The sequence below is a fragment of the Limimaricola litoreus genome (assembly GCF_024159025.1).
In the GTDB taxonomy this organism is placed as follows: domain Bacteria; phylum Pseudomonadota; class Alphaproteobacteria; order Rhodobacterales; family Rhodobacteraceae; genus Limimaricola; species Limimaricola litoreus.
The window spans coordinates 1-22,477 of sequence record NZ_JAMYXC010000065.1 but is presented as its reverse complement, the minus strand read 5'-3'; the positions used below and the strand labels follow the sequence as shown (position 1 = coordinate 22,477).

Genomic DNA, 22,477 nt, shown 5'->3' with positions numbered 1-22,477 from the left:
CGCGATGCTGCCCGCCACCGCCGTGCCCTCTCTGCTGGCCCCGATCTTTTGGTGCTGCGGCTGCTGGCCGAGGGTGGCCACGCGATGCGGCCCGGATGCGCGGCGCGCGCGCCGACAGCTTCTGCGCGCTGCGCCACGGGCGCGGCATCGAGGAGGTGCTGGCCCATCTGCGCCGGATGGGCGGTCTTGCCGCGCCGGCTCTGGCTCCACGCGTCGCGGCAGGGTAACGAGAGGGCGGCAGCGACGGAGCCCCCTTGGCCTATCTCGACAACATCCGCACCTTCGTGAGGGTCTATGAACTGGGCTCGATGTCCGCCGCCGGGCGCGACATGCGAATTTCGGCCGCCGTCGCCTCGGCGCGGATCGGCCAGCTCGAGACGCATCTGGGCGTGCGCCTGTTCCAGCGCACCACGCGAAGCCTCTCTCCCACCGAACAGGGGCGCAGCTTCTACGAGGGCGCGCGCGAGGTGCTCGAAAAGGTCGAGGAAGCCGAGGCGCGGGTCTCAGAGATCACCGAGACTCCGCGCGGCACGATCCATGTCGCCGCCCCGCTCGGGGTGGGGCGGCGGCTGATCGCGCCGCAGCTGCCCGGCTTTGCGCAGGCCTATCCCAAGGTCGATCTCAGGCTGCGGCTGTCGGACCGCCGGATCGACCTCGCCGCCGAGGCGATCGACCTGCGGTTCTTCCTCGGCCACCCCGCCGACAGCGATCTCACCATAAGGCAGATTGCCAGCTGCGCCCGCGTGCTCTGCGCCGCCCCCGACTATGTCGCGCGCCACGGCGCGCCGCGCGACGGTGCGGCGCTGGTCTCGGGCGGACACGCCTGCCTCAACCTGCGCTTTCCCGGCGCGACCGAGTTTCGCTGGACCCTGCAGACGCCCGAGGGGCCGCGCCCCTACCCCGTTTCCGGGCGGCTTGAATGCGACGATGGCGACGTGCTGACGGCTTGGGCGCTCGACGGGGCGGGGATCGCCCTGAAGCCAGTCTTCGAGATCGCCGATCATCTGGCTGCGGGGCGGCTCGTCACATTGTGCCATGACACCCCGCCCCTGCCGGTGCAGATGGCCTGCCTCTACACCCACCGGCGGCTGCAGGACCCCAAGATCCGCATCTTCATGGACCATGTCTGCGGCCGCGTGGCCTCTGCGGTCACGCAGGCCGAAGCGCAGGCCACGCCCCTCCGGTCGGCAGATATCTGCTGATCGGGCTCCTGTCGGGGAACCGTTTCTGATCCCGTCACGCGACTCGGGTATATCGGAAGCGAGAGCCAAAGGAGATCGCCCTTGTTCGCAGCCGCCCAGCCCATCGAGGCCCCCGAACGTTCCGTCAGCCAGGCCGAAACCGGCCCCCTCGTGCGCACGACCGTCCTGCTGGCCCGCGTCTGGGAGCTGCGCGATGCGCAGATGGTGGCGATCCTGGGCGGCATGCAGCCCGAAAGCTGGCGGCGCTGGTGTGCGGGCCGGGTCGAGATCGTAGATCGTGAGCGGCTGCGCCGCATGGCGCTCTTGCGCGACATCCATGTCGCCACCCGCGCCGAGGCCGCCGCGCTGGGCGCCGCCGACTGGATCCGCGCGCGCCAGCCCCGGCTGGGCCGGCGCAGCCCGCTGGAGCTGATGGCCTCGGGGCGGATCGCGGATCTCATCCGGCTGCGCGACGCCTACGCCCCCCTCGCCGCCTGAGGGGTCAGGCCTGACCGGCAGATAGCGCCCGGTTGACAGCCCCGCGCCGGCGGGTAGGAGGGCGCCTTTCGCCCTTCCCGCCGGAGTCCGTTCCCCATGGATCTGCCCATCGCCCAGCTGCTCGTGGCGCTCGACGTCATCGCCGCCATCTCCTTTGCCGCCACCGGCGCGCTGGTCGCCTCGCGCAAGGAGCTCGACATCCTCGGCTTCGTCTGGTTCGGGGTGATCACCGGCGTCGGCGGCGGCACGCTGCGCGACCTGCTGCTCGGCCTGCCGGTGTTCTGGGTCGAGGAGCCCGCCACGGTGCTGGTCTGCCTCGCTACAGCGATCGCGGTGCATTTCGCGGCCCATCTGATCGAATACCGCTACCGCTACATCCTGTGGCTCGATGCCTTCGGCATGGCGCTGGTCAGCGTCGTCGGCACGCTCAAGGCGCTCGATGCGGGCGCGGGCGTCACCGTGGCCATCGCGATGGGCGTGGTCACCGCCAATGTCGGCGGCATCATCCGCGACACGTTGGGCCAGGAGCCCTCGGTCATCCTGCGCCGCGAGATCTATGTCGCCGCCTCGATGCTGGGGGCCGCGGCCTGCGCCGCGCTGGTGGGGATCGGCGCGGATCGCGAGGCCGCGGCGCTGGCGGGCTTCGGCGCCGCCTTTACCTTGCGGATACTGGCGCTGTGGCGCGGCTGGTCGATGCCGGCCTACCGCTCGCGCCCCGGGCGCAAGAACCCGCCCACCGGTTTCGAAACCAGGCCGTGACGTGAAAAGGGGGGCCATCGGCTCCCCTTTCCTCATCGCGTGTCGCAAAGCGGTCAGCCAAGCGGCCGGGTCCGGGCCGGGCTGGCCCAAGCGGCGGGATCGATGTCGAGATCCTTGTAGTCCGAGATCTCCAGCACCGGCTCCACCGCGCCCGCGCGCAGCTGGCGGCGGTAATCGGCCAGAAGCCGCAGCCCCACCGGGAACAGCATCGCCAGCGCCAGCAGGTTCACCAGCGCCAGAAGCCCCATCAGCGGATCCGAGAAGAAGAACACCTCCGTCGCCCCCGGCGCCGCCGCGCCAAGGAACACCACCGCCGGCACCGCGATGCGCAGCGCCACGCGCGCGATGGTCGTGTCCGACAGCACCGACAGCGCGGTCTCGCCGAGGTAGTAGTTGTAGATGATCGAGCTGAAGGCAAAGAGCAGCACCGCCCCGGTCAGGAAATACTGCGACCATGCCCCGAGGTGATCGACGAGGCTCTGCTGGGTGAGCGCCACGCCGTCCACATCGCTCGCGCCGGGCACGTAGACGTCGCCCAGAAGGATGATGAGCGCGGTGCAGGTGCAGATGATGATGGTGTCGATGAAGACCGAGAGCGACTGCACAATGCCCTGGCTGATCGGATGCGGCACCGCCGCCGCCGCCGCCACGTTGGGCGCCGAGCCGAGGCCGGCCTCGTTCGAGAACAGACCGCGCCGCATGCCCTGCGCCACCGCCGCGCCGACGCCGCCGCCGACCGCTTCCTCGAGGCCCACCGCGTTGGCGACGATGGTCCACAGCGCCGCGGGCACGTCGGTGATGTTGAGCACGATCACCGCCAGCGCCAGCACGATGTAGCCCAGCGCCATGACCGGGATCACCACGTCCGAGACCTTGGCAATGCGGCGGATGCCGCCGAAGACGATGACCATGGTCACGAGGGCGAGACCGGCACCGACCCAGATCGGGTCGAGCCCGAGGCTGTCATTCGCGGCGACCGCCACGGTGTTGCCCTGGAAGGCTGAGAAGCCCAGGCCGAAGGAGGCCAGCAGGCAGGCGGCATAGAGCATCGCCAGCCAGGTGAAGCGCTTGCCCAGCCCGTGGATGATGTATTGCGCCGGCCCGCCGCGGAAGGTGCCATCGGGCTCGCCCCGCTTGTAGAGCTGCGCCAGGGCGCATTCGAACAGCGACGTCGCCATGCCGATCAGCGCCACGACCCACATCCAGAACACGGCCCCCGGCCCCCCGAGCGTGATCGCCACCGCGACGCCCGCGATGTTGCCGCCGCCGACCCGGCCGCCGATCGAAACCAGCAGCGCCTCGCGCGAGGAGACGCCGCCGTCGCGGTTGCCGCCATCCGACAGCACGCCCCACATGCGCCCGAAGAAGCGCAGCTGCACGAAGCCCGACATCAGGGTGAAGGCCCCGCCGAGCACGACCAGGAACGGGATGAGCGCCCATCCCCAGGTCGCGTCGCCGATCCAGCCGAATAAGGTCTGCAATTGTGTCATATGGTCCTGTCTCCCCTAACGCGCGCAGTATCCAAGGTGCGGCTCTGTGGCGTGTTTGCGCAAGCGGCGCAACGCATTGTTCACGATAACCGCGTCAGAGAAGCACCAGCACCACGGAGCCCGCGTAGAGCCCGAGCACCAGAACGCTCTCGAATCCGATCGTCGCAGGCCCGGCCTTCTGCCGCCGCAACATGCCCAGGAGCAGCACCCCCGTCATCAGCATGGCGATGAGCGCGGTCGTGCGGTCCCCGGGCGTGATCGCGGCGTAGATCGAGCCCTCGTCGAAGAAATCCGCCGCCGAAAGGAACATCACCTCGAAGGCATTGCCGCCAATGATGTCACCGACGGCAAGGCTGACCGCGCCGATCCGCACCGCCGCGATGGCGGTGACCAGCTCGGGCAGCGAATTGGCGACCCCGGCAAAGATCGTGCCGACCGCGCTCTCGCCCATGCCGGTGATCTCGACGAGCGCGAGGCTCGCCTCGCCGATCACCCAGCCCGCCACCGCCGTCACCCCGGCATAGAGCGCAAAGCGCAGCCACAGCCCGCTGTCGGAGGTGCCGCCCTCGCGGTCGGGCTCGGAGACCTCCTCGCGCGTCTCCTCGGTCTGGACCGGGTGCCACATCGGCTCGTCGTGGATCTGGCTCAGCAGATGCAGGCCGAAGGCGTAGCCCACCGGGATCAGCAGGGAGGCGGGGTGCACGCCCCAGATGGTAATCTGCGGCTCGGAGGCGGCGATGAGCGGGATCGACAGCAGCACCACCATCAGCACGCCCTGCGCGAGGCCGGTGACCGAGGCGGCGGCATGTTCGAGATTGGCGCGGCGGTAGAACAGGTCGGCCACGGCAATGAAGGCGGTCTGCGCCGTCAGCCCGCCCAGCGCGTTGCCGACGGCGAGGCCGGAGGCCCCCTGGGCCGCGGTCGAGATCGAGGTGATGGCGCCGGGCAGCGAGGTCGCCGCGCCGACGAAGAGCGCGCCCGCGACGACCTCTCCCATGCCGGTGCGGTCGGCCAGCGCGTCGGCCACATGCGCCAGCCGCACCCCGGCCAGCGCGATGGCCGCCGCCGCCATCGCAAAGATGCCGGCGACGGCCCAGAGCGAAAGCCCGGCGAGATCCATCTAGGGTGCGGTCTTGGCCGTCATTGCGCGACCGTGAACTCGCGGCCTTCGAACAGCGCGCAGGAGCCGTCGCTGTCAACGATGGCGAAACCATTCTCGGCCTCGGTGATGTCGCAGCGCATCGGGAAAATCGCCGAACCGGTGTCGCCCTGCGCCTCATCGAGCGTCAGCACGCCGTTCGCGACGCTGTAGACCCCGTTGACGCGGCCCAGCTGGTCGCTGCCGGCCATGCTGAAGCGCCCGTCTTCGGCGAATTTCACCGCGATCGGGCCGAGCCGGTAGAGACCGGGCTCGATGGCCGCCGCAGGGACCGCGGTCTCGGTGGCATCGCTGTTGGCCGGCGCGGCGGCGGGGCCTGCGGGCGCGTCCTCGGGGCCATCGGGCGCATTTTCAGCGGGCACCGCCGTTTCCTCGGTTTCGGCCGGGGCGACTTCCGGCTCAGTCGGGGTAGCCTCGGTTTCGACCGGGGCGGCAACAGCCTCTTCCTCCTGCGGCAGATCCGTGACCTGCGGACGCGCGGGCGCCTCGGCTTCGGTGGCGCGCGGCACGATGGGCGCGGGCGTGCCGGTCTCACTGGCCGAAGTCGCCTCTTCCTGGGTCCCGGCCTCGATTTCGGCCTCGGTCCCGGCCTCGGCTTCGGCGGGCAGTTCGGTGATCATCGGACGCGCGCTCCGGGGCGCGGCCGCGGTCGAGGTGCCACCGCGCGTCGTGACGCTGGCGATCCGGTTCTCGACCTGTGCCAGTTCCTCGGCCCGCATGGCGAGGTTCTGCGCCAGCCGTGCGACCTCTTCCTGCAAGAGCTGCTGCTGATCGCGCGCGGCCTCGACCTCGCCGCTCAGCGCCTCGTGCTCCTCGGACAGCCGCGCCACCTCGGTCTGCAGCCCGTCGCGGCGCTCGGTGAGCTCGGCGATCCGGGCCTCCGCCTCGGAGACCTGCTGGCCGAGCGTGTCGTTCTGCGCGCGCAGGTCGCCCAGCCTGGTCTCGGCCTGGGAGACCTGTTCGGTCAGCTCGGCGGCCTCGGTGCTCAGCGTCGCGAGAAGCTGGCGCAGCTCGGCCTCTTCGTTGCGGGCCTGTTCGAGCCGGTCGGTGACATCGCGCAGCTCGGCCATCGCCGTTTCGGAGTTTTCCAGCGCATCGGCGCGGCGGGTCTCGATGCTGTCGAGCTCCGAGCGCAGCGGCGCGAGGCGCTCCTCAAGAGTCTGTGTTTGTGCCTGCACCTGACCGAGGTCGGCCTCGGCGCTGGCGATCTGGCCCGAAAGCTCCTGCAGCCGTGCTTCGGCGGGGGCGATCTCGGCCTCGATCGTGGCACGGCGGTTCTCGAGCTCCTGCTCCTCGACCCTGAGCTGGTCAAGCTCGCCGCGCAGCGCCTCGATGCTGCCCATGGTCTCGGTCTGCACCGCCACCTGGTCTTCGAGTTCTACCACGCGAAGCTGCGTCTCCTCCAGATCGCCGCCGATCGAGGAGCGGGCGATGAGCAGCCACAACACCAGGATCCAGCCGATCACCGCGGCGGCCACCGCGATCCAGAACTTAGACGAGTTGGGCCGCTTGGCGGGCTCGGCTGTATCGGTCATGTCGTGAAATCTCCCCTCGCGGCACGGGGCGCGTGCCTCATTCTTGTCGCGATGGGCCAACCGGGGCAAGCGCGCAGGGTTCCGCCGGGTGAGCGAAAAATCCTCGGGCGGGCGGTCAACCCGGCGGCCAGATCCGCGCGACCGCCTCGCGCTGCTCGCGCAGCGGATGCACGACGGCAGGGGTTTCAAGCGGCAGGACGGCCCCGTTCGGCCCATAGCCCAGCGCCGCCATCGGCGCGCTCGCCTCCTCCGGCAGCGGCATCCGCTCGCGCAGGTCGTAATCGAGATTGCCATTGCGCACCGGCTCGGGCGCCCGGCCTTCCCCCGGCCGCGCGCAGAACGCCGCAAGGGCCTGCCGCGCCGCCCCCGGGTGTGCCACGAGATCCTCGTAGCGCAGGATCAGCCGCGCGTGCAGTCGCGTGGCATCCGCCAGCGCCAGGGCGTGAGCCCGCCCCCAATGCGCCACCAGATCCGCCTCGGTCAGGTCGCTCCATTTCTCGGTCGCCCGCGCCACCGCGACCGGGTGACGGGTGACGATCACGAATTGCGAGAGGGGAAAGAGCTGCTGATAGAGCCGGCTGCGCAGTAGGTTCACCGGCGATTTCTCGGCCCGCCACGGCGTATCGGGAAACCACGGCGTCCAATCGGCCTCCAGCCGGTCGCGCACCTCGCGCTGGTCGAAACGCCCGCCCTCGACAAGGTGCTGCGCGGGATCATGGGCAAAGCGCCCCGGCGCCCCGGCCAGCGCGTCATGCGGAATCGCGCCCTGCAGGTAGACCCCCTCGTTCTCCGGCACCGGCGCGTCCGTTATCGTACCAATCCCCTCGATCGAGCCCGCGATCCGCGCGGCGAGAGAGGTGCCCGACCGGTGCAACCCCCCAATGAACAGGTAACGATGACGCATGGTTCGACCCCTTGTCTGGCGCGCTCGGCAGGCAGCTAGGGCGGGCGCGCCCGAAGTCCGTATCTGTACGTCACGGAACAAGCGGGGAACCGGAGGGTGCGACCCGGCATTGGGCCGCCGAAACCCAGAGTTTGGCGAAAGTTTCTCCGATGTACGTGATGCAGATCGCGCTCGGCGGCTGCCTCAAGGCGCCGCCCATCCCCTATGGGCTGACCGATGATACCGGCGGTCACATCGCCTATGTGTTGGCAGCCACGCGGGCGCTCGAGGCGCGGTCCGACATCGAACGGGTCGAGGTCGTCACCCGACGCTTCGACCGCCCCGATCTAGGCATGAACTACGCCCAGCGCCACGAGCGGCTGGGGCCGAAATCCGCGATTCTGCGGATCGACGACGGCTCTGCGGATTATCTCTCCAAGGAGGCGCTGGAGGCGCGGCTGGACGCCTTCACTGAAGCTTTCCTGCGCCATCTCGACGCCCTGCCGCGCAAGCCCGACGCGATCCACGCCCATTTCGCCGATGCCGCACATGTCGCTCTCGCCGCGCGCGAGCGGTTCGGCATCCCCGTGCTCTACACGCCCCATTCGCTCGGCCTCGACAAGGCGCAGGCCATGGCGAGCGCCTCCAGCGCCTCCAGCGCCGCCGCATCGGGCATGGAGCGCCGCATCGCCGCCGAAACCCGCGCCATCACGGGGGCCTGCGCCACCGTCGTCTCCTCGCGCGAGGAGGCCGAGCGGCAGGTCTGTGCCTACCCGGGCGCGGATCCGGCCCGCGTTCATTGCATTTCCCCCGGCGCCACCCTGCCTGCCGCCCCCGACCGGGCAGCGGCCCGTGCGCTCATCGCGCCGTGGCTCAAGGACGCGGACAAGCCGATGATCCTCGCCGTGGCGCGCCCCGTCGAGAAGAAGAACCTCGCCGGGCTGGTCGAGGCTTATGCCAATGCGCCCGGCCTGCGCGAGCGCGCCAATCTCGTGATCCTCGCCGGTCTGCGCGGCCCCACCCGGCAGGGCAGCGACGAGCAGCGCCGCGTGATCGCCGGGATCGAGGCGGCGCTGCGCCATCACAAGCTCGAAGGTCGGGTGGCCCTGCCGCCCGAGCATGACGCCGCGACCCTGACCGGGCTCTACGCCCTAGCCGCCGAAGGCCACGGCGTCTTTGCCAACCCGGCGCTGACCGAGCCCTTCGGCCTGACCATCCTCGAGGCCGCCGCCTCCGGCCTGCCCGTGGTGGCGACCTGCCGGGGCGGGCCGTCGGACATCGTCGCGCGCATCGGCCATGGCCTGTTGGCCGAGCCGACCGATCCGCAAGTCTTCGGGGCGGCGCTGTCGCGGCTGCTCACCGAGGCCGATCTGCACACGCGCTGCCGCGCCGCGGCCCAAGGGCATGACGAGGCCTATTCCTGGGACGGCTGGGCCGCGCGGGTGGCGCAGCTCATGGCTCGCCTCGCCCGCCCATGCCCCCTCGCCGCGCCATCGCGCATTCTCGCGAGCGACATCGACAACACGCTGACCGGCGATTCCGCGGCATTGCCCGAATTCGCCCGTTGGCGCGCCGGGGGTCATGCGCTCTTCGCCGTGGCGACGGGGCGCAGCATCACCGAGGCGCGGCGTATCCTCGCGGAATGGGAGATCGACGAGCCTGATGCCTTCATTACCTCCGTGGGCTCCGAGATCTATCGGCGCGACGCCCAAGGACGGTTCGGCTTCGACGCGAGCTGGGCCCGCGAGATCGAGAGCGACTGGCACCGCGAGGCAATCCGCGCCACGCTTGACAGCCCCTCGATCCGGCCCCAGCCGCCGATCGAGCAGCGGCCATGGAAGCTGAGCTACTTCGGCGATGCGCGACAGGCGATGCGCATCCGCAACCGGCTCGACATGGCGGGCCTCGCGGCGCGGGTCATCGCCTCGCACGGGCGGCTGATCGACGTGCTGCCGGTGCGCGCGGGCAAGGGTGCCGCCATCGCGCATCTGGCCAAGGCCTATGGGCTGACGCTGGAGCACTGCGTCGCGGCGGGCGATTCGGGCAATGACGAATGCATGCTGCGCGCCGCCGGGCGGGCCATCGTCGTCGGCAATGCCGATGCCGATCTGGCGCGCCTGCCGCAGCGCCCCGGCCTCTACCGCAGCCGCGAGTCCCATGCCGCGGGGCTGCTCGACGGGCTGGCCTGGGCCGGGCTGCACGAGCGAGCGGAGGCTCCGGCATGGCGGATGGCGGCGGAATGAGACCGATCGGCTACTTTGTCCACCACCAGGGCCGCGGCCATGCGGAACGCTGCGCGGCGCTCGCCCATGCGCTGCCGCCCGAGCGGCCGCTGGTGATCTTCTGCGCGCGCGACGACATCTTTCCGCCCCTGCCCGCCCAGGCGCGGATCGTCACCATCCCTTCGCTGTTTCAGGCCACGGGGGCGGAGGCGCCGGGGCTGGCCGATCTCGACACGCCCGACACGCTGCATTGCGCGCCCGTGGGCTGGCCCGGCATCCGCGAGGCAATGGGCACCATCGCCAGCTGGTTCCGCGAGGCCGACCCGGCGCTGATGATCTGCGACGTCTCGGCCGAGATCGCGCAGCTCGCGCGGATCTGCTCGGTCCCGCATGTGAAGGTGGTCCAGCACGGCGACCGCAGCGATCCGGGGCATGTGGCCGCCTATCGCGGCGCGCTTGGCCTTCTGGCGCCCTGCCATGCCGAACTGGCGCAGCCGGACTGGCCCGACTGGATGACCGCCAAGACGCATTTCGCGGGCGGCCTCGGCATCGCGCCGATGCCGAATCGCGCCGAGGCGCGCGCGCGGCTCGGGCATGGCCCGGAGGAGAAGATCGCCCTCGTCGTCTCGGGCGGCGGCGGCTCGGGCTTCGCGCAGGCCCCCATCGGGGTGGGCGCGCGCGCGCTGTCGGACTGGCGCTGGCACACGATCGGCCATGTCGAGCGCGACTGGCACGCCACCGAGCCAGGCAACCTCACCCATCACGGCTGGGTCGATGACGCGGCCGACCGGATCGCCGCCGCCGATCTGGTGATCGCCTCGACCGGCAATACCACCTGCCACCAGGTGATGGCCGCGGGCGTGCCATGGATCGCCGTGCCGGAATGGCGCTATTTCGACGAGCAGCACGAAAAGGCCCGCGCGCTCGATGCGGCGGGCATCGCCCATGTCGCGCCGCACCTGCCCTCCTCGGCCCATGCCTGGCGCGCGGCGCTCGACGCGGCGCTGGCCCGGCACGACGCCGGGCGCATGCGCGCCCTCGTCGATGCCGATGCGGCCACAGCCACCGCCCACTGGCTCGAAGAGCTGATTCACCGCGCCTGGGGGGCCGAGGCCCCGCTCGCACTCGTTGCCGAATGACACATCGGAGATCCCGGATGACCGCTTCCGTCCTGACCATCGCCCGCGGGCGCGCCGCCCATCTTGCCAATCTCGTGCGCGGCCTCGCCCGCCAGACCGAGCTGCCCTCCGAGCTGGTGATCGTGCGGATGCAGCCCGAGGCCTATGACCTGCCCGAGGCCCCCTTTCCGGTGCGGCAGGTCGAGCTGATCCGCGACAGCCTGCCTTTGGCCGAGGCGCGCAACCTCGCGGTGCGCGAGGCCAAGGGTGACGAGCTTTTGTTCCTCGACGTGGACTGCATCCCCGCCCCCGATTTCGTCGCCGACTACCGCCGTCACCTCGCCGCTTTCGACGGGCTGGTGATGGGCGAGGTCATGTATCTGCCCGACGGGGTGAACCGCGAAGGCTGGGACTATACCGATTTCGAGGCGGTGGCCGAGCGCCATTCCGACCGGCAGGGCCCGCCGCCCGAAGGCGTGCGCGACTGCAACGACTACCGCTGCTTCTGGTCGCTCAACTTCGCGATCCGCCGCGCCGATTTCCAGCGCGTGCGCGGCTTCGACGAGCGGTTTCACGGCTATGGCGGCGAGGACACCGATTTCGGCCGCGTGCTCGACAAGGCCGGGGTGAAGATCGGTTGGGCCAAGGGGGCGCGGGCCTATCACCAGTATCACCCGCACCACATGCCGCCCGTCCATCACCTAGAAAGCGTCGTGCGCAATGCCGAGCTGTTTCGCGAAAAATGGGGGCATCGCACCATGGGCCACTGGCTGCACGCCTTTGCCCTGATGGGGCTGATCGCGCATGACGAGGACGAAATCCGCATCCTGCGCGCACCCTCCGAGGCGGATCTGGAGCTGACGCGGCACCAGAGCCACCGTCCCTATTGCAACTCGGCCGAGGTGATCCGCGAGATCGAACGCCGCCGCGCCGGCGCGATTGCCGCGCAGTAGCGCTCAGGCCCCGGCGGGAGCGACCTCCGGGGCCAGCCGCAGCTCGTGCGGCGCGTAGGCGATGTCGGGCCAACCCGTGTCGCGCGCCGCGATCGCCTCGTCGTAAAGCGCCTCGTAGCCATCGACCATCGCCCGGATCGAGAAACGCTTTGCCACCCTGTTTCGCGCCGCTTCACGTGGCAGCGCCATTGCCTCCCGTAGCGCGCGTGCGAGGGCATGGGCGTCATGGGGCGGCGCATAGGCACCGCAGTCGCCGATCACCTCGCGCACCGCTCCCATCTCAATCGCCGCGACCGGCAAGCCGCAGGCCATGGCTTCGATCGCGGCAAGGCCAAAAGGCTCGTCCCACAGCGGCGTGAAGAGGAGCGCCGAGGCCCGGCCGAAGGCGGCGGCGAGATCGGCGCCCGCGAGATGCCCGCCATAACGGATGTCGCCGCCCAGATGCGGCTTCACCTCATCCTCGAAATAATCACGGTGCTCGACCACCCCGTAGAGCGTCAGCGGCACACCGGCGATCCGTGCCGCCTGCGCCGCGAGATGCGCGCCCTTGGTCGGGGTGATCCGCCCGGCCCAGACCGCCGAACCGTCGCCTTGGACGTGGTAGGGCCAGTCGGCCAGCGCGATCCCATTGCCGACGACGCGGGCCGAGGGCGGCGTATCGTCCCACCAGCGACCGAGCTGGCGGCGCGAGCAGGTGGTGACGAGATGCCAGGGCGCGAGACTGTCGTTCATCGCCCGGCGTAGCGTCGCGAAGGGCGGCACATGCATCGACGAGACCATGGGCAGGCGTTTCGCGCGCGAAACACGCGGCACGAAGCGGTGCAGCGTGTTGTTGTGCACCATGTCGAACCCGCCCGCCGCCACGTCGCGGCAGGCGCCGGCGAAGGCGGCGTCGAGATGATCGTTCAGCACATCGGTGCCGTGAAAATCATGCCACGGAAAGCGGCGGTCGTAATGCTCGGCCACCACCGGGTGCAGCGTCACGCCGGGGGGCGGCGCGCTGTCGCCGCTGGCGAACAGCGTCACGGCATGGCCCCGCGCCGCAAGCTCCCGCGCGAGATGCCAGCCATGCGCCTCCATGCCGCCCATGAAGGGCGGACGCACGGGATGGCGGATATGGGTCATCAGGGCGATCTTCACGGGGGCGGCTCCGGTCGGTGTGGCTCGGGCTGCAAGCTGCACCGCGAGAGCCACGGGTCAAGCGCGGGTGCGAGGGCGCACAGGCTGCCGGGCGCACCGGGCCGGGGCACGGGGGCGGAACGAAGCCGCCCGCCCCGTCGTTGCTCCGACGAACTCAGGGCGGAAAGGACAATCCCATGAGCCTCAAACGCATTCTCGGCGTCATGCTGGCCTCGCGCATGGCCGGTCGCGGTCGTCGCCGCGGCTCGCTCGGCAACGCCGCACTTCTGGGCGGCCTCGGCGGTCGCGGCCTGCGCGGCAAGGCGGGCGTCGCGGCACTCGGATACATGGCCTATAAGGCCTACAACGATCACCAGTCGCGCCAGCGCGCCAGCGGCTCGACCGCGCATACGGGCGGGCCCACGAGCACCCGTGGATCAACGGGTGCAAGCTCGGGGCTGAGTGGCATCTTCGACCAGATCGCCGGGGCGCTGGGCGGTGAGACGCAATCCTCGGAAACACCCGATCCGCGCCATGCCGAGGCTGCCGAGCAGATGAGCGACGACCGCGCGCTCCTGCTGATCCGCGGCATGATCGCCGCGGCCCATGCCGACGGCACGCTGTCGATGGACGAGCGGCAGCGCATCAGCGGGCAGCTTGACGAGGCCGAGGCCAGTGCCGACGAGCGGCGGCTGATCTCGACCGAGATCGAGAACCCCAAGCCGCTCGACACGCTGCTCACCCAGATCAACGATCACGACACGGCGATCGAGTTCTACCTCGCCTCCCGCGCGGCGGTGGATTCGGAGACCGAAGCGAACCGGGCCTATCTGACCCTGCTGCGCCATCGGCTCGACATCACCGAGGAGGAGGCGCGCGAGGCCGAGGAACTGGCTCCCTGAGCCCTTCTCGAATCGGCACGAGACAAGCGAAAGGCCGCTCCGTCATGGAGCGGCCTTTCATCTGTCCGGGGCCGGGAAAGGGGCGTCACTCGGTTTCGGTCGGCCCCTTGGCATAGGCACCGGCGGTCTTTTCGGGGCCTGAGCGCACGGCGCGGCGCGAGACCTTCTTCTTGCCCGCATCCACCGTGTTGCCACCGGGTGCCGCGCCAAGCTTGCCCGGATCGGCCTCATCGACCGGCTTGGCCTTCTTCGGGCGGCCCCGCTTCGGCGCGGCCCCCGGTTCGCGCGTCTTGGCCGCGGCCTTGCGGCGCCCGCCCGTCGCGGGGGTGGCATCGGCGACCTGCTCGCCGGGCGCCTCGGTCATGTTGGCATGGGCCTGGTCGAGATCCTGATCGTCGAGACCGGCGGCGCCTTTCGGCCCGCCATCGGCCCGCCCGGCGAGACCGGCGGCCGCCGAGGTTTCCATGGCGACCTCCGAGTCGCCCGTCGCTTCGGCGTCGATCTGCGCCGCGGCTTCGTGCCAGTGATCCTGATCGCGGCCCTCGGGCGCGCCTTCGCGCTGCCACAGGTCATAGGCGCGCTGCCGGATCCGTTCTTCCCTGTCGTCGGCCATGGGGCCCTCCCGATAGAAAACCATGTTCTTTTCGGGAGGTATCGCGGATCGGCATGATTTCGAGTCCTCCTCCCAAAAAGAAGGCGGGCCAAACGACGAAAGCCCCCGGAGGGGCTTCATCGGTCTCTTCGGTTCTCCGGGAAGGAAGTGGCGGACTGGGGAGGATTCGAACCCCCGACCCCTTGATTCGTAGTCAAGTACTCTATCCAACTGAGCTACCAGTCCGCTGTAGAGTGAGGCCGATCTACCGTCCGGTGCCGGGACATGCAAGGGCCGTTTTGAGGAATTTCGCGCTTTTCCTCCATGCGCCCGCCTGCCGTGGCGGCAGGCTCAGCCGGACGCGGTGAGGCCCGGCGCGTTGCGCGGCAGACGGATCGCAAAGGCGGTGCCCGTCTCGTCCGAGCGCGCCAACTCCAGCTGCCCGCCGTGGCCGCGCACCAGTTCGGCCGCGATGGCGAGACCGAGGCCGGTGCCGCCCTTGGCCACCCCGCCGCGAAAGGCGCTGAACAGGTGCTCGCGGGCGCGGGGCGGCAGGCCGGGGCCGGTGTCCTCGACGCAGATCCACCAGGCCTCGTCCTCCTCGCGCGCCGAGACGGTGACACGCCCCGCGGCACCGGTCGCCGCGATCGCCTGCCGGGCGTTGCGCACGAGGTTCGACAGCACCCGGAACAGCTGCTCGGAATCGGCGCGCAGCACGAGGCCGGGCGGGACCTGTTCAAGGAACGCGATCTCGGCGTCGCCCGTGGCGAGGCGTTCGGCCTCGATCACCTCGTTCACCAAGGGCGCCAGTTCGAACCGGGCGAGCTTGGGCGGCGGTTCTTCGGCCCGGCCGAAGGCCAGCGTCGATTCGCACAGGCTCACCGCGCGGCTGATCGAGCCGACGAGCTTGGGGGCCATGCGCTTGACCAGCGGGTCCTCGGAGCTGTCGAGCCGGTCGGCGAAAAGCTGGGCCGAGGTGAGGATGTTGCGCAGATCGTGGCTGACCTTGGCCACGCCCGAGCCGAGCTGTGCCAGGCGGTCCTTCTGCCTGAGCGCGCCGGTGAGCTGCGTCTCCATCGCCTGCAGCGCGGTTTCCGCCTCGCGCAGCTCGCGCAGGCTGGCGCGCGGGGCGATGATGCGGCGCGCATCCTCGGGCGCGTCGGCATAGCTTTGGATCTGGCTGACCACGCGCTTGATCGGCACCACCAGAAAGGCCTGCACCGCGGCAAAGAGCAGCGCCGCCGTCACCACCGAGATCACCGCCGACAGCAACAGAATGCGCAGCCCGTAATCGATCATCTCGGCGCGCAGCGGCATCTCGTCCATCGTCACCTCGATCAGCAGCCCGCCCTGCTGCACCGGATCGCCGATCACGCGGATGATCCGCTCGTCCGCATCGATCAACGTGCCCAGCGCGTCGCGGATCAGGGTCAGCGCCGAGACGTCGCGCAGGTCATAGGTGGCGTGGATCGGCTCGGGCAGCGGCGAGGAAAGCGCGAGCTGGCGCACCTCGTCGCGCCGGAGCACCACGTTGTAGACGCCCGCGTTCTCCAGAAGCTCCGCCTCCAGCTCGGCGTCGAGCGTCTCGCTCGCCAGAAGCGCCAGCGAGGCGATCTGCGCACGCTCCAGTCGCAGCTGCAGGTAATCCTGCCGGAACCGCGCCACGGAGGGCACGAAGATCAGCACCTCGGCCAGCATGACGAAGACCGTGGTCAGAGCGAGGAAACGTCCGGAGAGGGTATTGAACATCTGATCCCTTCTGCGCCGCCGGACGACCGGGGCCTCAAGGCACCCAGCGCTGGACCGCCCGGACGGCAGTCTTCACCCACTCGTTACCAAACAACCTGCTGCTGAAATAGTTGCCTGCCGCGCGCTTGTTGATTTCGCCCAAGCTCGGATAGGGCAGCACCGCCCCCGCGATCTTCGACAGCTTGGTGCCGCTCGCGATGGCGATGGCCCAGACGCCGATCAGGTCGTCGGCATGGGCGCCGAGAATCGTCGCCCCCACCGGCCGCCCCCTGACCACCATCAGCTTGAGCGTGCCCGCGGTGCGCCCTTCGGCGATGGCGCGGTCGTTCTCGTCGTACTCGGCGCGGATCACCTCAAGCGCGTCGCCATGCGCCTCGCGCGCTTGGCGCTCGGTCAGCCCGACCTGTGCGAGGCCCGGATCGGTATAGGTGGCCCAGGGGATATGCGCGGTCTTCGCCTTGGATGGCAAGCCAAACAGCATGGAGCGGATGATGACGCCCGCATGGTATCCCGCGACATGGGTGAACATCAGCCCGCCCGCCGCATCGCCCACCGCATAGACCCGGCGATTCGTCTCGGAGCGCAGATCATCGCCGACGGCGATCCCCTTGGGCCCCTGTTTCACGTGTGCCACGTCAAGCCCGAGACCCTCGGTCACCACCTCGCGCCCCACGGCCATCAGGAGATGCGAGCCCTCGAAGGCGCCCGTCTCGGTCTCGACCCGGATTGCGCCCTCGGTCCCGGAGACGGCGGTGACCTTGGCCCCCTCCTCGATCCGGATGCCCTCGTCGCGCAGCATCGTCAGCAGCCGCCTGGCAAGCGCTGGGTCGTCCTTGCCCAGCGCCTTGGCGCCCTCGATCACCGTCACCTCGCAACCCAGCCTGCGATGCGCCTGCGCCATCTCCATGCCGATCGGGCCGCCGCCGATGATCAGAAGGTGGTCGGGCTTCTCGCGCAGATCGAAGATGGTCTCGTTGGTGAGATACGGCGTGTCTTCAATCCCGTCGATTGGCGGCACCAACGGCCGCGAGCCGGTGGCCAGCACGAAGCGGCGCGCCTTGATGGTGGTGCCCCCCGCCTCGATCTCCTCGGGCGAGGTGAAGCGCGCATGTTCGCGGATCACCGTGACACCGAAGCCCTCGTAGCGCTCCTGCGAATCCACGGGCGCGATGGTGGCGATGCTGCGCGCGACGTGGTCCTTCACCGCAGCGAAGTCGATCTCGGGCGCGACCGGGGTGATACCCATCTCGGCCCCCTTGGTCATCGCATGCGCCTGCTTGGCCGCCGCGAGCAGCGCCTTGGAGGGCACGCAGCCCCTGTTGAGGCAATCGCCGCCCATCTCGCCCTTTTCGATCAGGACGACGCGCGCCCCCATCTGCGCCGCCCCGGCGGCGACCGAAAGCCCGCCCGATCCGGCGCCGATGATGCAGATGTCACAGTCGATATGGCTCATGCGAGGCCTTTCCGGCCCTTCACGGCCTTGATCACGAGAGGAAGCGCCGAAAGCGCGGCGAGGCCGAGCAGCGGCAGGAGGACATGCGGCTCGAAGATGAGGCCGAGATCGGGCGTCTCCCCGGCGGCGAAGACCGCGCCGAGCCCCGCGCCCACGGAGGTGAAGACCAGCGCGCCGGGGGCGATGCCCAGAAGCGTGGTCACCGCGAAGGCACCAAGGCCCACGCCGACCAGCGCCGGCAGCAGGTTGGCCATGAAGAACGGCACCACCGGCAACAGCCGCAGCAGGAACAGCATCGACCACTGATTCTCGCGGATGCCGTCCTTGATCTTCTTCAGCCGCCCTTCGGAAGTGTCCATGCCGCGCGACAGCCGCTGCCCGAGACCCGCGCGCGCGGCAAGAAAGATCAGCACCGCGCCGATCGTCGCTGCAATGACGTTGTAGGCCACGCCCGGAAAGGTGCCGAAGAGAAACCCGCCCGTCAGCGTCGCCACGGTGGCACCGGGCAGCGAGAAGGCGACGATGGCGACATAGGCGGCCATGAAGCCCGCCACGGCGAGCGCGTAATTGGCGTCGCGCCACGCGATCAGCGCCTCGCGGTTGTCGCGCAGCGTCTCGAAGCTCAGCAGGTCGCGCAGGAAAAAGGCGCCCGTCAGCGCCACGAGGCCGATCGCGATCAGCGGCAGGAGGCGCAGCCATCCCGGCCTGCCGGGGGAAATCTCGTCCGTGGTGTCGCGTGGCATGTCGGCCCTCTCCTGCGGTATGTGCATCCAGACATGCACCGCGGCGGTGGGGCCGCCCACCCCCCTCGCAGGCTCTTGATCCCGCGGGCCGGACTGTAACATTCGGCATCATGCGGGGATTCAGGCCCGGCTTGCGTTGACAGCCCGGCCCGGCCTCTCTATGGCACGGGCTTCGAATATGGCAGGCCCCGAATCCGGCATGGACGGCGGACGGCGCGGCCCCTTGAGACGGAGAAAGCGCAATGAAACGCACGTTCCAACCCTCGAACCGTGTGCGCAAGTCGCGTCACGGCTTCCGCGCCCGCATGGCCACCAAGGCCGGCCGGAAGATCATCAACGCCCGCCGCGCGCAGGGCCGCAAGGTCCTGAGCGCCTGATTTCCGATCAGGTGGCAGATCGAGAGACCCCCGTGGCAGGCCGAGAGGTCGCTGCGCAGGGGTCTTTCGGCGTCGGCGTGGACAAGCTGCGCAAGCGCCCCGATTTCCTGCGCGCCGCGCGGGCGCTGCGGCAGGGCACGACCGGCTTTCACCTGCAAGGCAATCCGCGCCGCGACGGTGCGGAGACCATGCGGGTGGGCTTCACCTGCTCCAAGAAGGTCGGCAATGCCGTGGCGCGCAACCGCGCCAAGCGCCGCCTGCGCGAAGTGGCGCGCCGCGTGCTGCCCGAGCAGGGGCGCGCGGGCTGGGATTACGTGCTGATCGGGCGGGCCGAGGTCACCGCCGCCCATGATCTCGAGCAGATGTGCCGCGACCTCGAATGGGCGCTGAGCCGCGTCCACGCGCAGGCATGAGCCCGCTTGCGCGACTCGTCGCGCTGCCGGTGCGAGCCTACCGGCTCACCTTTTCGCCGATGGTCGGCCATGGCTGCCGCTTTCACCCGACATGCTCTGCCTATGCGCTCGAAGCGCTGGACAAGCACGGTGGGCTCAGGGGCGGCTGGCTGACGCTGCGGCGGCTGGCCCGCTGCCACCCCTGGGGCGGCAGCGGCATCGACAACGTCCCCGATTGATCACTGCCTGAGCGTGATGACGCCGCAGGCGATGCGGTCGCCCGCCCCGGCCTCGGTCTGGTAGCTGTCGGGGTTCATGTGGACGATGACCGCCGAGCCATCCTCGTCGAACAGACTGTTCTCAGCGCCTTCCTGCATCGAGATCCGGTCGGTGAACATGTCGGCGCTCACCTCCATTTCGGCATCGGCGTAGATGTTGGGCATGTCGCCCGCATGCGGCCCCGCCTCGTTCTGGAAGCCGTGCTCGGCGCCGTCCGGGTTGAAGTGATCGCCCGCCGCCTCGAAATCCGGCTCGCAGGCGCCGGTCTCGTGGATGTGGAAGCTGTGGCCGCCTTCGGGCAGATTGGTGATGCCGAGCGTCAGCAGCACGCCATTGGGGGATTGGGTGAAGGCGACGGTGCCCATCTCGGTGCCGTCCACGCCGATCATCTCCGCCACGGCATCCTGGGCCGAGACGCTCGCGGGCAGCGCCATCAGCGCCGCGCAGATCGTCAGGGTCTTCATGTCGGTCTCCCTTTGCTCGCGAGCGGCCATGCCGCCCTTCGCGAGAAACGATTGCCACCGCCTCGCGTTCCGTCGCCCTTCCCCCGCGCCCGTGCGCGTGGCATATCCCCGCCGATCCCTGAGGAGCCCCCGCCATGCTCGACGACGTCCAAGACGACAGCCACGACGACATTCACCCGCTCTTTGCCGGGGCGCCCAAGACCATCGAGTTCCGCAAGCTGCGCAAGCGGATCATCCGTGACACGCGCGAGGCGATCGAAAGATACGGCATGGTCGAGCGCGGCGCGCGCTGGCTCGTCTGCCTGTCGGGCGGCAAGGACAGCTACACGCTGCTCGCGGCGCTGACCGAGTTGCAATGGCGCGGGCTGCTGCCGGTGGAGATCCTCGCGTGCAACCTCGATCAGGGCCAGCCGGGCTTTCCCGCGACCGTGCTGCCCGAGTTTCTGGAGCGCATGAAGGTGCCGCACCGGATCGAGTATCAGGACACCTATTCCATCGTCATGGACAAGGTGCCGCAGGGCCGGACCATGTGCGCGCTGTGCTCGCGTCTGCGGCGGGCCAATCTCTACCGCGTCGCGCGCGAGGAGGGCTGCTCGGCGGTGGTGCTGGGCCATCACCGCGACGACATGCTCGAGACCTTCTTTCTCAACCTCTTTCACGGCGGCAAGATCGCGACCATGCCGCCCAAGCTGCTCAATGACGAGGGCGATCTCTTCCTCTACCGCCCGCTCGCCCATGTGGCCGAGGCCGATTGCGAGAAATTCGCCGCGGCGATGAACTATCCCATCATCCCCTGCGACCTGTGCGGCAGCCAGGACGGGCTGCAGCGTCAGCAGATCAAGCAGATGATCGACCAGTGGGAAAGGAACGCGCCCGGCCGGCGGCAGAAGATGTTCACCGCGCTGAGCCAGGTGCGCCCGAGCCACATGCTCGACCCGGCGCTGTTCGACTTCATGGCGCTCGCGCGGGCGTCCGAAACGGACGAGGACAATTTTAACAAAGGGCCGGCCGCGCGTTAACAGACCGCTCAGACTGGCTTTCTAGGGTGTCGTCCTGTCAGGCCGGCCGCAATCGCGGCGAGGGCCCCCATGGCAGGAAAAGGACACCATGCGCAGCTTGGCCGGTCTCACGTCGCATCGCTTTTCCCCTCTCTCCCGGTGGCAGCTCGACCGGCTGGGGCGGCCGCTGACGCTCGGGCTGGCGCCCGCGCTTTTGCTCGCGGCGCTGGCGCTGGGCGGCGCATGGGCGGTGGTGCTGGTCGTCATCGCATTGCCGCTGACGGTCTCGAGCGCGCTGGGCCGGCCGATCCTGTCGCGCATGGCGACGCGCGACGCGCTGACCGGGCTGGGCGACCGGGCGGCGCTCACCGGCAGTCTCGACCAGATGCTCGCCCGCCCCGGCGGTGCGGCGTCTGCGGTCGCGGCCATGGTGCTCGAGATCGACGGCTTCAAGCAGCTCGAACAGCGCCACGACCGTGCGCTGATCGAAGACCTGCTGCGGGTGGTGGGCGAACGGCTCCAGGCCGGGTCGCGGCACGATGATGTCCTCGCCCGGCTCGATGGGGCCTGTTTCGGGCTTGCGCTCTCCTCGTCGCGCCGGCTCGACCTCGAGGCCGCGATCCAGCTCGGCCAGAGGCTGCAGGAGGTTGTGGCCGATCCGGTCGAGCGCGGCGGCACGAAGGTCCGGGTCACCATCTCGCTCGGCTTCGCGCTGGCGGCCCGGCTGAACCGCCCGGGCGGGACCGAGCTGCTGCACGCCGCCACGCTGGCGCTGATCGAGGCGCAGCGCGGCGATCCGGGCTCCATCCGCTGCTATTCCGAGGCGATGCGCCACCGCGTCCGCATTCGCAACGGCCTCGTGGACGAGGCCGCCGCCGCGCTCGACCGGGGCGACGTGGCCGCGCATTTCCAGCCACAGATCTCGCTGCGCGACGGCCGGCTCACCGGGGTCGAGGCGCTGGCCCGCTGGAACCACCCCCGGCGCGGCCTCATCTCGCCGGCCGAGTTCCTGCCGGTGATGGAGCAGGCCGGGCTGATGGGACGATTGGGCGAGGTGATGGTGCAGGATGGGCTCAACGCGCTGCGCCTGTGGGACGCGGCGGGGTTCGAGGTGCCGCAGGTCGCGATCAATTTCTCGCAGGTCGAACTGGCGGATCCGCGCCTCGTCGACCGCCTCGCCTGGGAGCTCGACCGCTTCGACCTGCGCCCCGGGCGGCTGGCGGTCGAGGTGCTGGAGACGGTGGTGGCGCACCGGATCGAGGACGTGGTGGTCCGCAACCTCTCGGGCCTTTCGGGACTGGGCTGCCAACTCGACCTCGATGATTTCGGCACCGGCCATGCCGCCATCACCTCGATCCGCCGCTTCTCGATCCAGCGCATCAAGATCGACCGCTCCTTCGTCAGCCGAATCGACGAGGATGCCGAGCAGCAGAAGATGGTTTCGGCGATCCTGACCATGGCCGAGCGGCTCGGACTCGAAACCCTGGCCGAAGGGGTCGAGACGCAGGGCGAACGCGACATGCTCACATCGCTCGGCTGCGACCATGCGCAGGGCTTCGGCATCGGCCGGCCGATGCCGCGCCCCGAGGCCGAGGCCTGGATGCGGGCCCG

General features: G+C 69.9%; 23 protein-coding genes and 1 tRNA gene. 13 read left to right on the top strand and 11 right to left on the bottom strand.

Annotated elements, in window-relative coordinates; genetic code table 11:
- Positions 1-95: 95 nt before the first annotated feature.
- The 4 genes from NHG85_RS19670 (at position 96) to NHG85_RS05040 (ending at position 2,438) form a co-directional block, all read left to right on the top strand.
- Positions 96-227, top strand: coding sequence for a hypothetical protein (locus tag NHG85_RS19670; protein ID WP_256500143.1), 132 nt, complete (start codon positions 96-98; stop codon positions 225-227).
- Positions 228-254: 27 nt separating this feature from the next.
- Positions 255-1,202: a LysR family transcriptional regulator gene (locus NHG85_RS05050; protein ID WP_253330407.1), complete on the top strand. Its 948-nt coding sequence runs from the start codon at positions 255-257 to the stop codon at positions 1,200-1,202.
- Between the two features lie 81 nt (positions 1,203-1,283).
- Positions 1,284-1,679 (top strand): antitoxin Xre/MbcA/ParS toxin-binding domain-containing protein, encoded by a 396-nt coding sequence (locus tag NHG85_RS05045; protein WP_253330405.1) that lies wholly within the window; start codon positions 1,284-1,286, stop codon positions 1,677-1,679.
- Between the two features lie 96 nt (positions 1,680-1,775).
- Positions 1,776-2,438, top strand: a complete 663-nt coding sequence (locus NHG85_RS05040) for a trimeric intracellular cation channel family protein (RefSeq protein ID WP_253330402.1) — start codon at positions 1,776-1,778, stop codon at positions 2,436-2,438.
- A 53-nt stretch (positions 2,439-2,491) separates the two neighbouring features.
- On the opposite strand, the gene NHG85_RS05035 is transcribed toward NHG85_RS05040, so the two are convergent.
- The 4 genes from NHG85_RS05035 to NHG85_RS05020 form a co-directional block, all read right to left on the bottom strand.
- Entirely contained in the window at positions 2,492-3,928 is a 1,437-nt protein-coding gene (locus NHG85_RS05035) for an alanine/glycine:cation symporter family protein (RefSeq protein ID WP_253330401.1), read from the bottom strand.
- 94 nt (positions 3,929-4,022) lie between these two features.
- Entirely contained in the window at positions 4,023-5,048 is a 1,026-nt protein-coding gene (locus tag NHG85_RS05030) for a sodium:calcium antiporter (protein WP_253330400.1), read from the bottom strand.
- A 20-nt stretch (positions 5,049-5,068) separates the two neighbouring features.
- Entirely contained in the window at positions 5,069-6,622 is a 1,554-nt protein-coding gene (locus NHG85_RS05025) for a coiled-coil domain-containing protein (protein WP_253330398.1), read from the bottom strand.
- Between the two features lie 115 nt (positions 6,623-6,737).
- On the bottom strand, positions 6,738-7,526 hold the full coding sequence (locus NHG85_RS05020) for a sulfotransferase (protein WP_253330396.1): 789 nt from the start codon (positions 7,524-7,526) through the stop codon (positions 6,738-6,740).
- A gap of 158 nt (positions 7,527-7,684) precedes the next feature.
- On the opposite strand from NHG85_RS05020, the gene NHG85_RS05015 reads away from it, so the two are divergent.
- Genes NHG85_RS05015 through NHG85_RS05005 form a run of 3 tightly spaced genes read left to right on the top strand, consistent with a single transcriptional unit; the run spans position 7,685 to position 11,798 of the window.
- The gene (locus NHG85_RS05015) at positions 7,685-9,748 is read left to right on the top strand and encodes an HAD-IIB family hydrolase (protein WP_253330394.1); all 2,064 of its coding nucleotides are present in this window, start codon (positions 7,685-7,687) and stop codon (positions 9,746-9,748) included.
- Positions 9,745-10,866 carry a glycosyltransferase gene (locus NHG85_RS05010; RefSeq protein ID WP_253330393.1) on the top strand — a complete coding sequence of 374 codons (1,122 nt, stop codon included), beginning with the start codon at positions 9,745-9,747 and terminating at the stop codon, positions 10,864-10,866. Before NHG85_RS05015 ends, NHG85_RS05010 begins: the two co-directional genes overlap by 4 nt.
- Positions 10,867-10,883: 17 nt before the next feature.
- Positions 10,884-11,798: a galactosyltransferase-related protein gene (locus NHG85_RS05005; protein ID WP_253330392.1), complete on the top strand. Its 915-nt coding sequence runs from the start codon at positions 10,884-10,886 to the stop codon at positions 11,796-11,798.
- A 3-nt stretch (positions 11,799-11,801) separates the two neighbouring features.
- Here NHG85_RS05005 and NHG85_RS05000 read toward each other — a convergent pair whose 3' ends face one another.
- Positions 11,802-12,938: a glycosyltransferase gene (locus tag NHG85_RS05000; protein WP_253330391.1), complete on the bottom strand. Its 1,137-nt coding sequence runs from the start codon at positions 12,936-12,938 to the stop codon at positions 11,802-11,804.
- A gap of 176 nt (positions 12,939-13,114) precedes the next feature.
- Between NHG85_RS05000 and NHG85_RS04995 the strand changes: the two genes are divergently transcribed.
- Entirely contained in the window at positions 13,115-13,819 is a 705-nt protein-coding gene (locus tag NHG85_RS04995) for a tellurite resistance TerB family protein (RefSeq protein WP_253330390.1), read from the top strand.
- An 85-nt stretch (positions 13,820-13,904) separates the two neighbouring features.
- On the opposite strand, the gene NHG85_RS04990 is transcribed toward NHG85_RS04995, so the two are convergent.
- The 5 genes from NHG85_RS04990 to NHG85_RS04970 all read right to left on the bottom strand — a co-directional run bounded on the left by NHG85_RS04990 (position 13,905) and on the right by NHG85_RS04970 (position 18,356).
- Positions 13,905-14,432, bottom strand: a complete 528-nt coding sequence (locus NHG85_RS04990; protein WP_253330389.1) for a DUF2934 domain-containing protein — start codon at positions 14,430-14,432, stop codon at positions 13,905-13,907.
- A gap of 148 nt (positions 14,433-14,580) precedes the next feature.
- Positions 14,581-14,657: transfer RNA gene (locus NHG85_RS04985), tRNA-Arg, on the bottom strand.
- A gap of 105 nt (positions 14,658-14,762) precedes the next feature.
- Entirely contained in the window at positions 14,763-16,160 is a 1,398-nt protein-coding gene (locus NHG85_RS04980) for a sensor histidine kinase (RefSeq protein WP_253330388.1), read from the bottom strand.
- A 34-nt stretch (positions 16,161-16,194) separates the two neighbouring features.
- The gene (locus NHG85_RS04975; RefSeq protein WP_253330385.1) at positions 16,195-17,613 is read right to left on the bottom strand and encodes a dihydrolipoyl dehydrogenase family protein; all 1,419 of its coding nucleotides are present in this window, start codon (positions 17,611-17,613) and stop codon (positions 16,195-16,197) included.
- Positions 17,610-18,356 carry a TVP38/TMEM64 family protein gene (locus NHG85_RS04970; protein WP_253330383.1) on the bottom strand — a complete coding sequence of 249 codons (747 nt, stop codon included), beginning with the start codon at positions 18,354-18,356 and terminating at the stop codon, positions 17,610-17,612. Before NHG85_RS04970 ends, NHG85_RS04975 begins: the two co-directional genes overlap by 4 nt.
- Positions 18,357-18,598: 242 nt before the next feature.
- Between NHG85_RS04970 and rpmH the strand changes: the two genes are divergently transcribed.
- From rpmH to yidD, 3 genes are read left to right on the top strand one after another with little or no spacing between them, the layout of a single operon-like run.
- Positions 18,599-18,733, top strand: a complete 135-nt coding sequence (rpmH, locus tag NHG85_RS04965; protein ID WP_017928060.1) for a 50S ribosomal protein L34 — start codon at positions 18,599-18,601, stop codon at positions 18,731-18,733.
- 11 nt (positions 18,734-18,744) lie between these two features.
- Positions 18,745-19,146, top strand: a complete 402-nt coding sequence (rnpA, locus tag NHG85_RS04960) for a ribonuclease P protein component (RefSeq protein ID WP_370362973.1) — start codon at positions 18,745-18,747, stop codon at positions 19,144-19,146.
- Positions 19,143-19,364, top strand: coding sequence for a membrane protein insertion efficiency factor YidD (gene yidD / locus NHG85_RS04955; protein ID WP_253330381.1), 222 nt, complete (start codon positions 19,143-19,145; stop codon positions 19,362-19,364). The genes rnpA and yidD overlap by 4 nt, the downstream gene beginning before the upstream one ends.
- Here the strand turns inward: yidD and NHG85_RS04950 are convergent, their stop codons facing one another.
- A complete protein-coding gene (locus NHG85_RS04950) occupies positions 19,365-19,868 on the bottom strand; it encodes a superoxide dismutase family protein (protein ID WP_253330379.1) in 504 nt (167 codons plus the stop codon).
- A 134-nt stretch (positions 19,869-20,002) separates the two neighbouring features.
- Between NHG85_RS04950 and ttcA the strand changes: the two genes are divergently transcribed.
- Together ttcA and NHG85_RS04940 are read left to right on the top strand one after the other, a co-directional pair.
- A complete protein-coding gene (gene ttcA / locus NHG85_RS04945; RefSeq protein WP_253330377.1) occupies positions 20,003-20,887 on the top strand; it encodes a tRNA 2-thiocytidine(32) synthetase TtcA in 885 nt (294 codons plus the stop codon).
- Between the two features lie 88 nt (positions 20,888-20,975).
- Positions 20,976-22,477 (top strand): putative bifunctional diguanylate cyclase/phosphodiesterase (locus tag NHG85_RS04940; protein WP_253330375.1); only part of this gene is annotated, 1,502 nt, incomplete at its 3' end.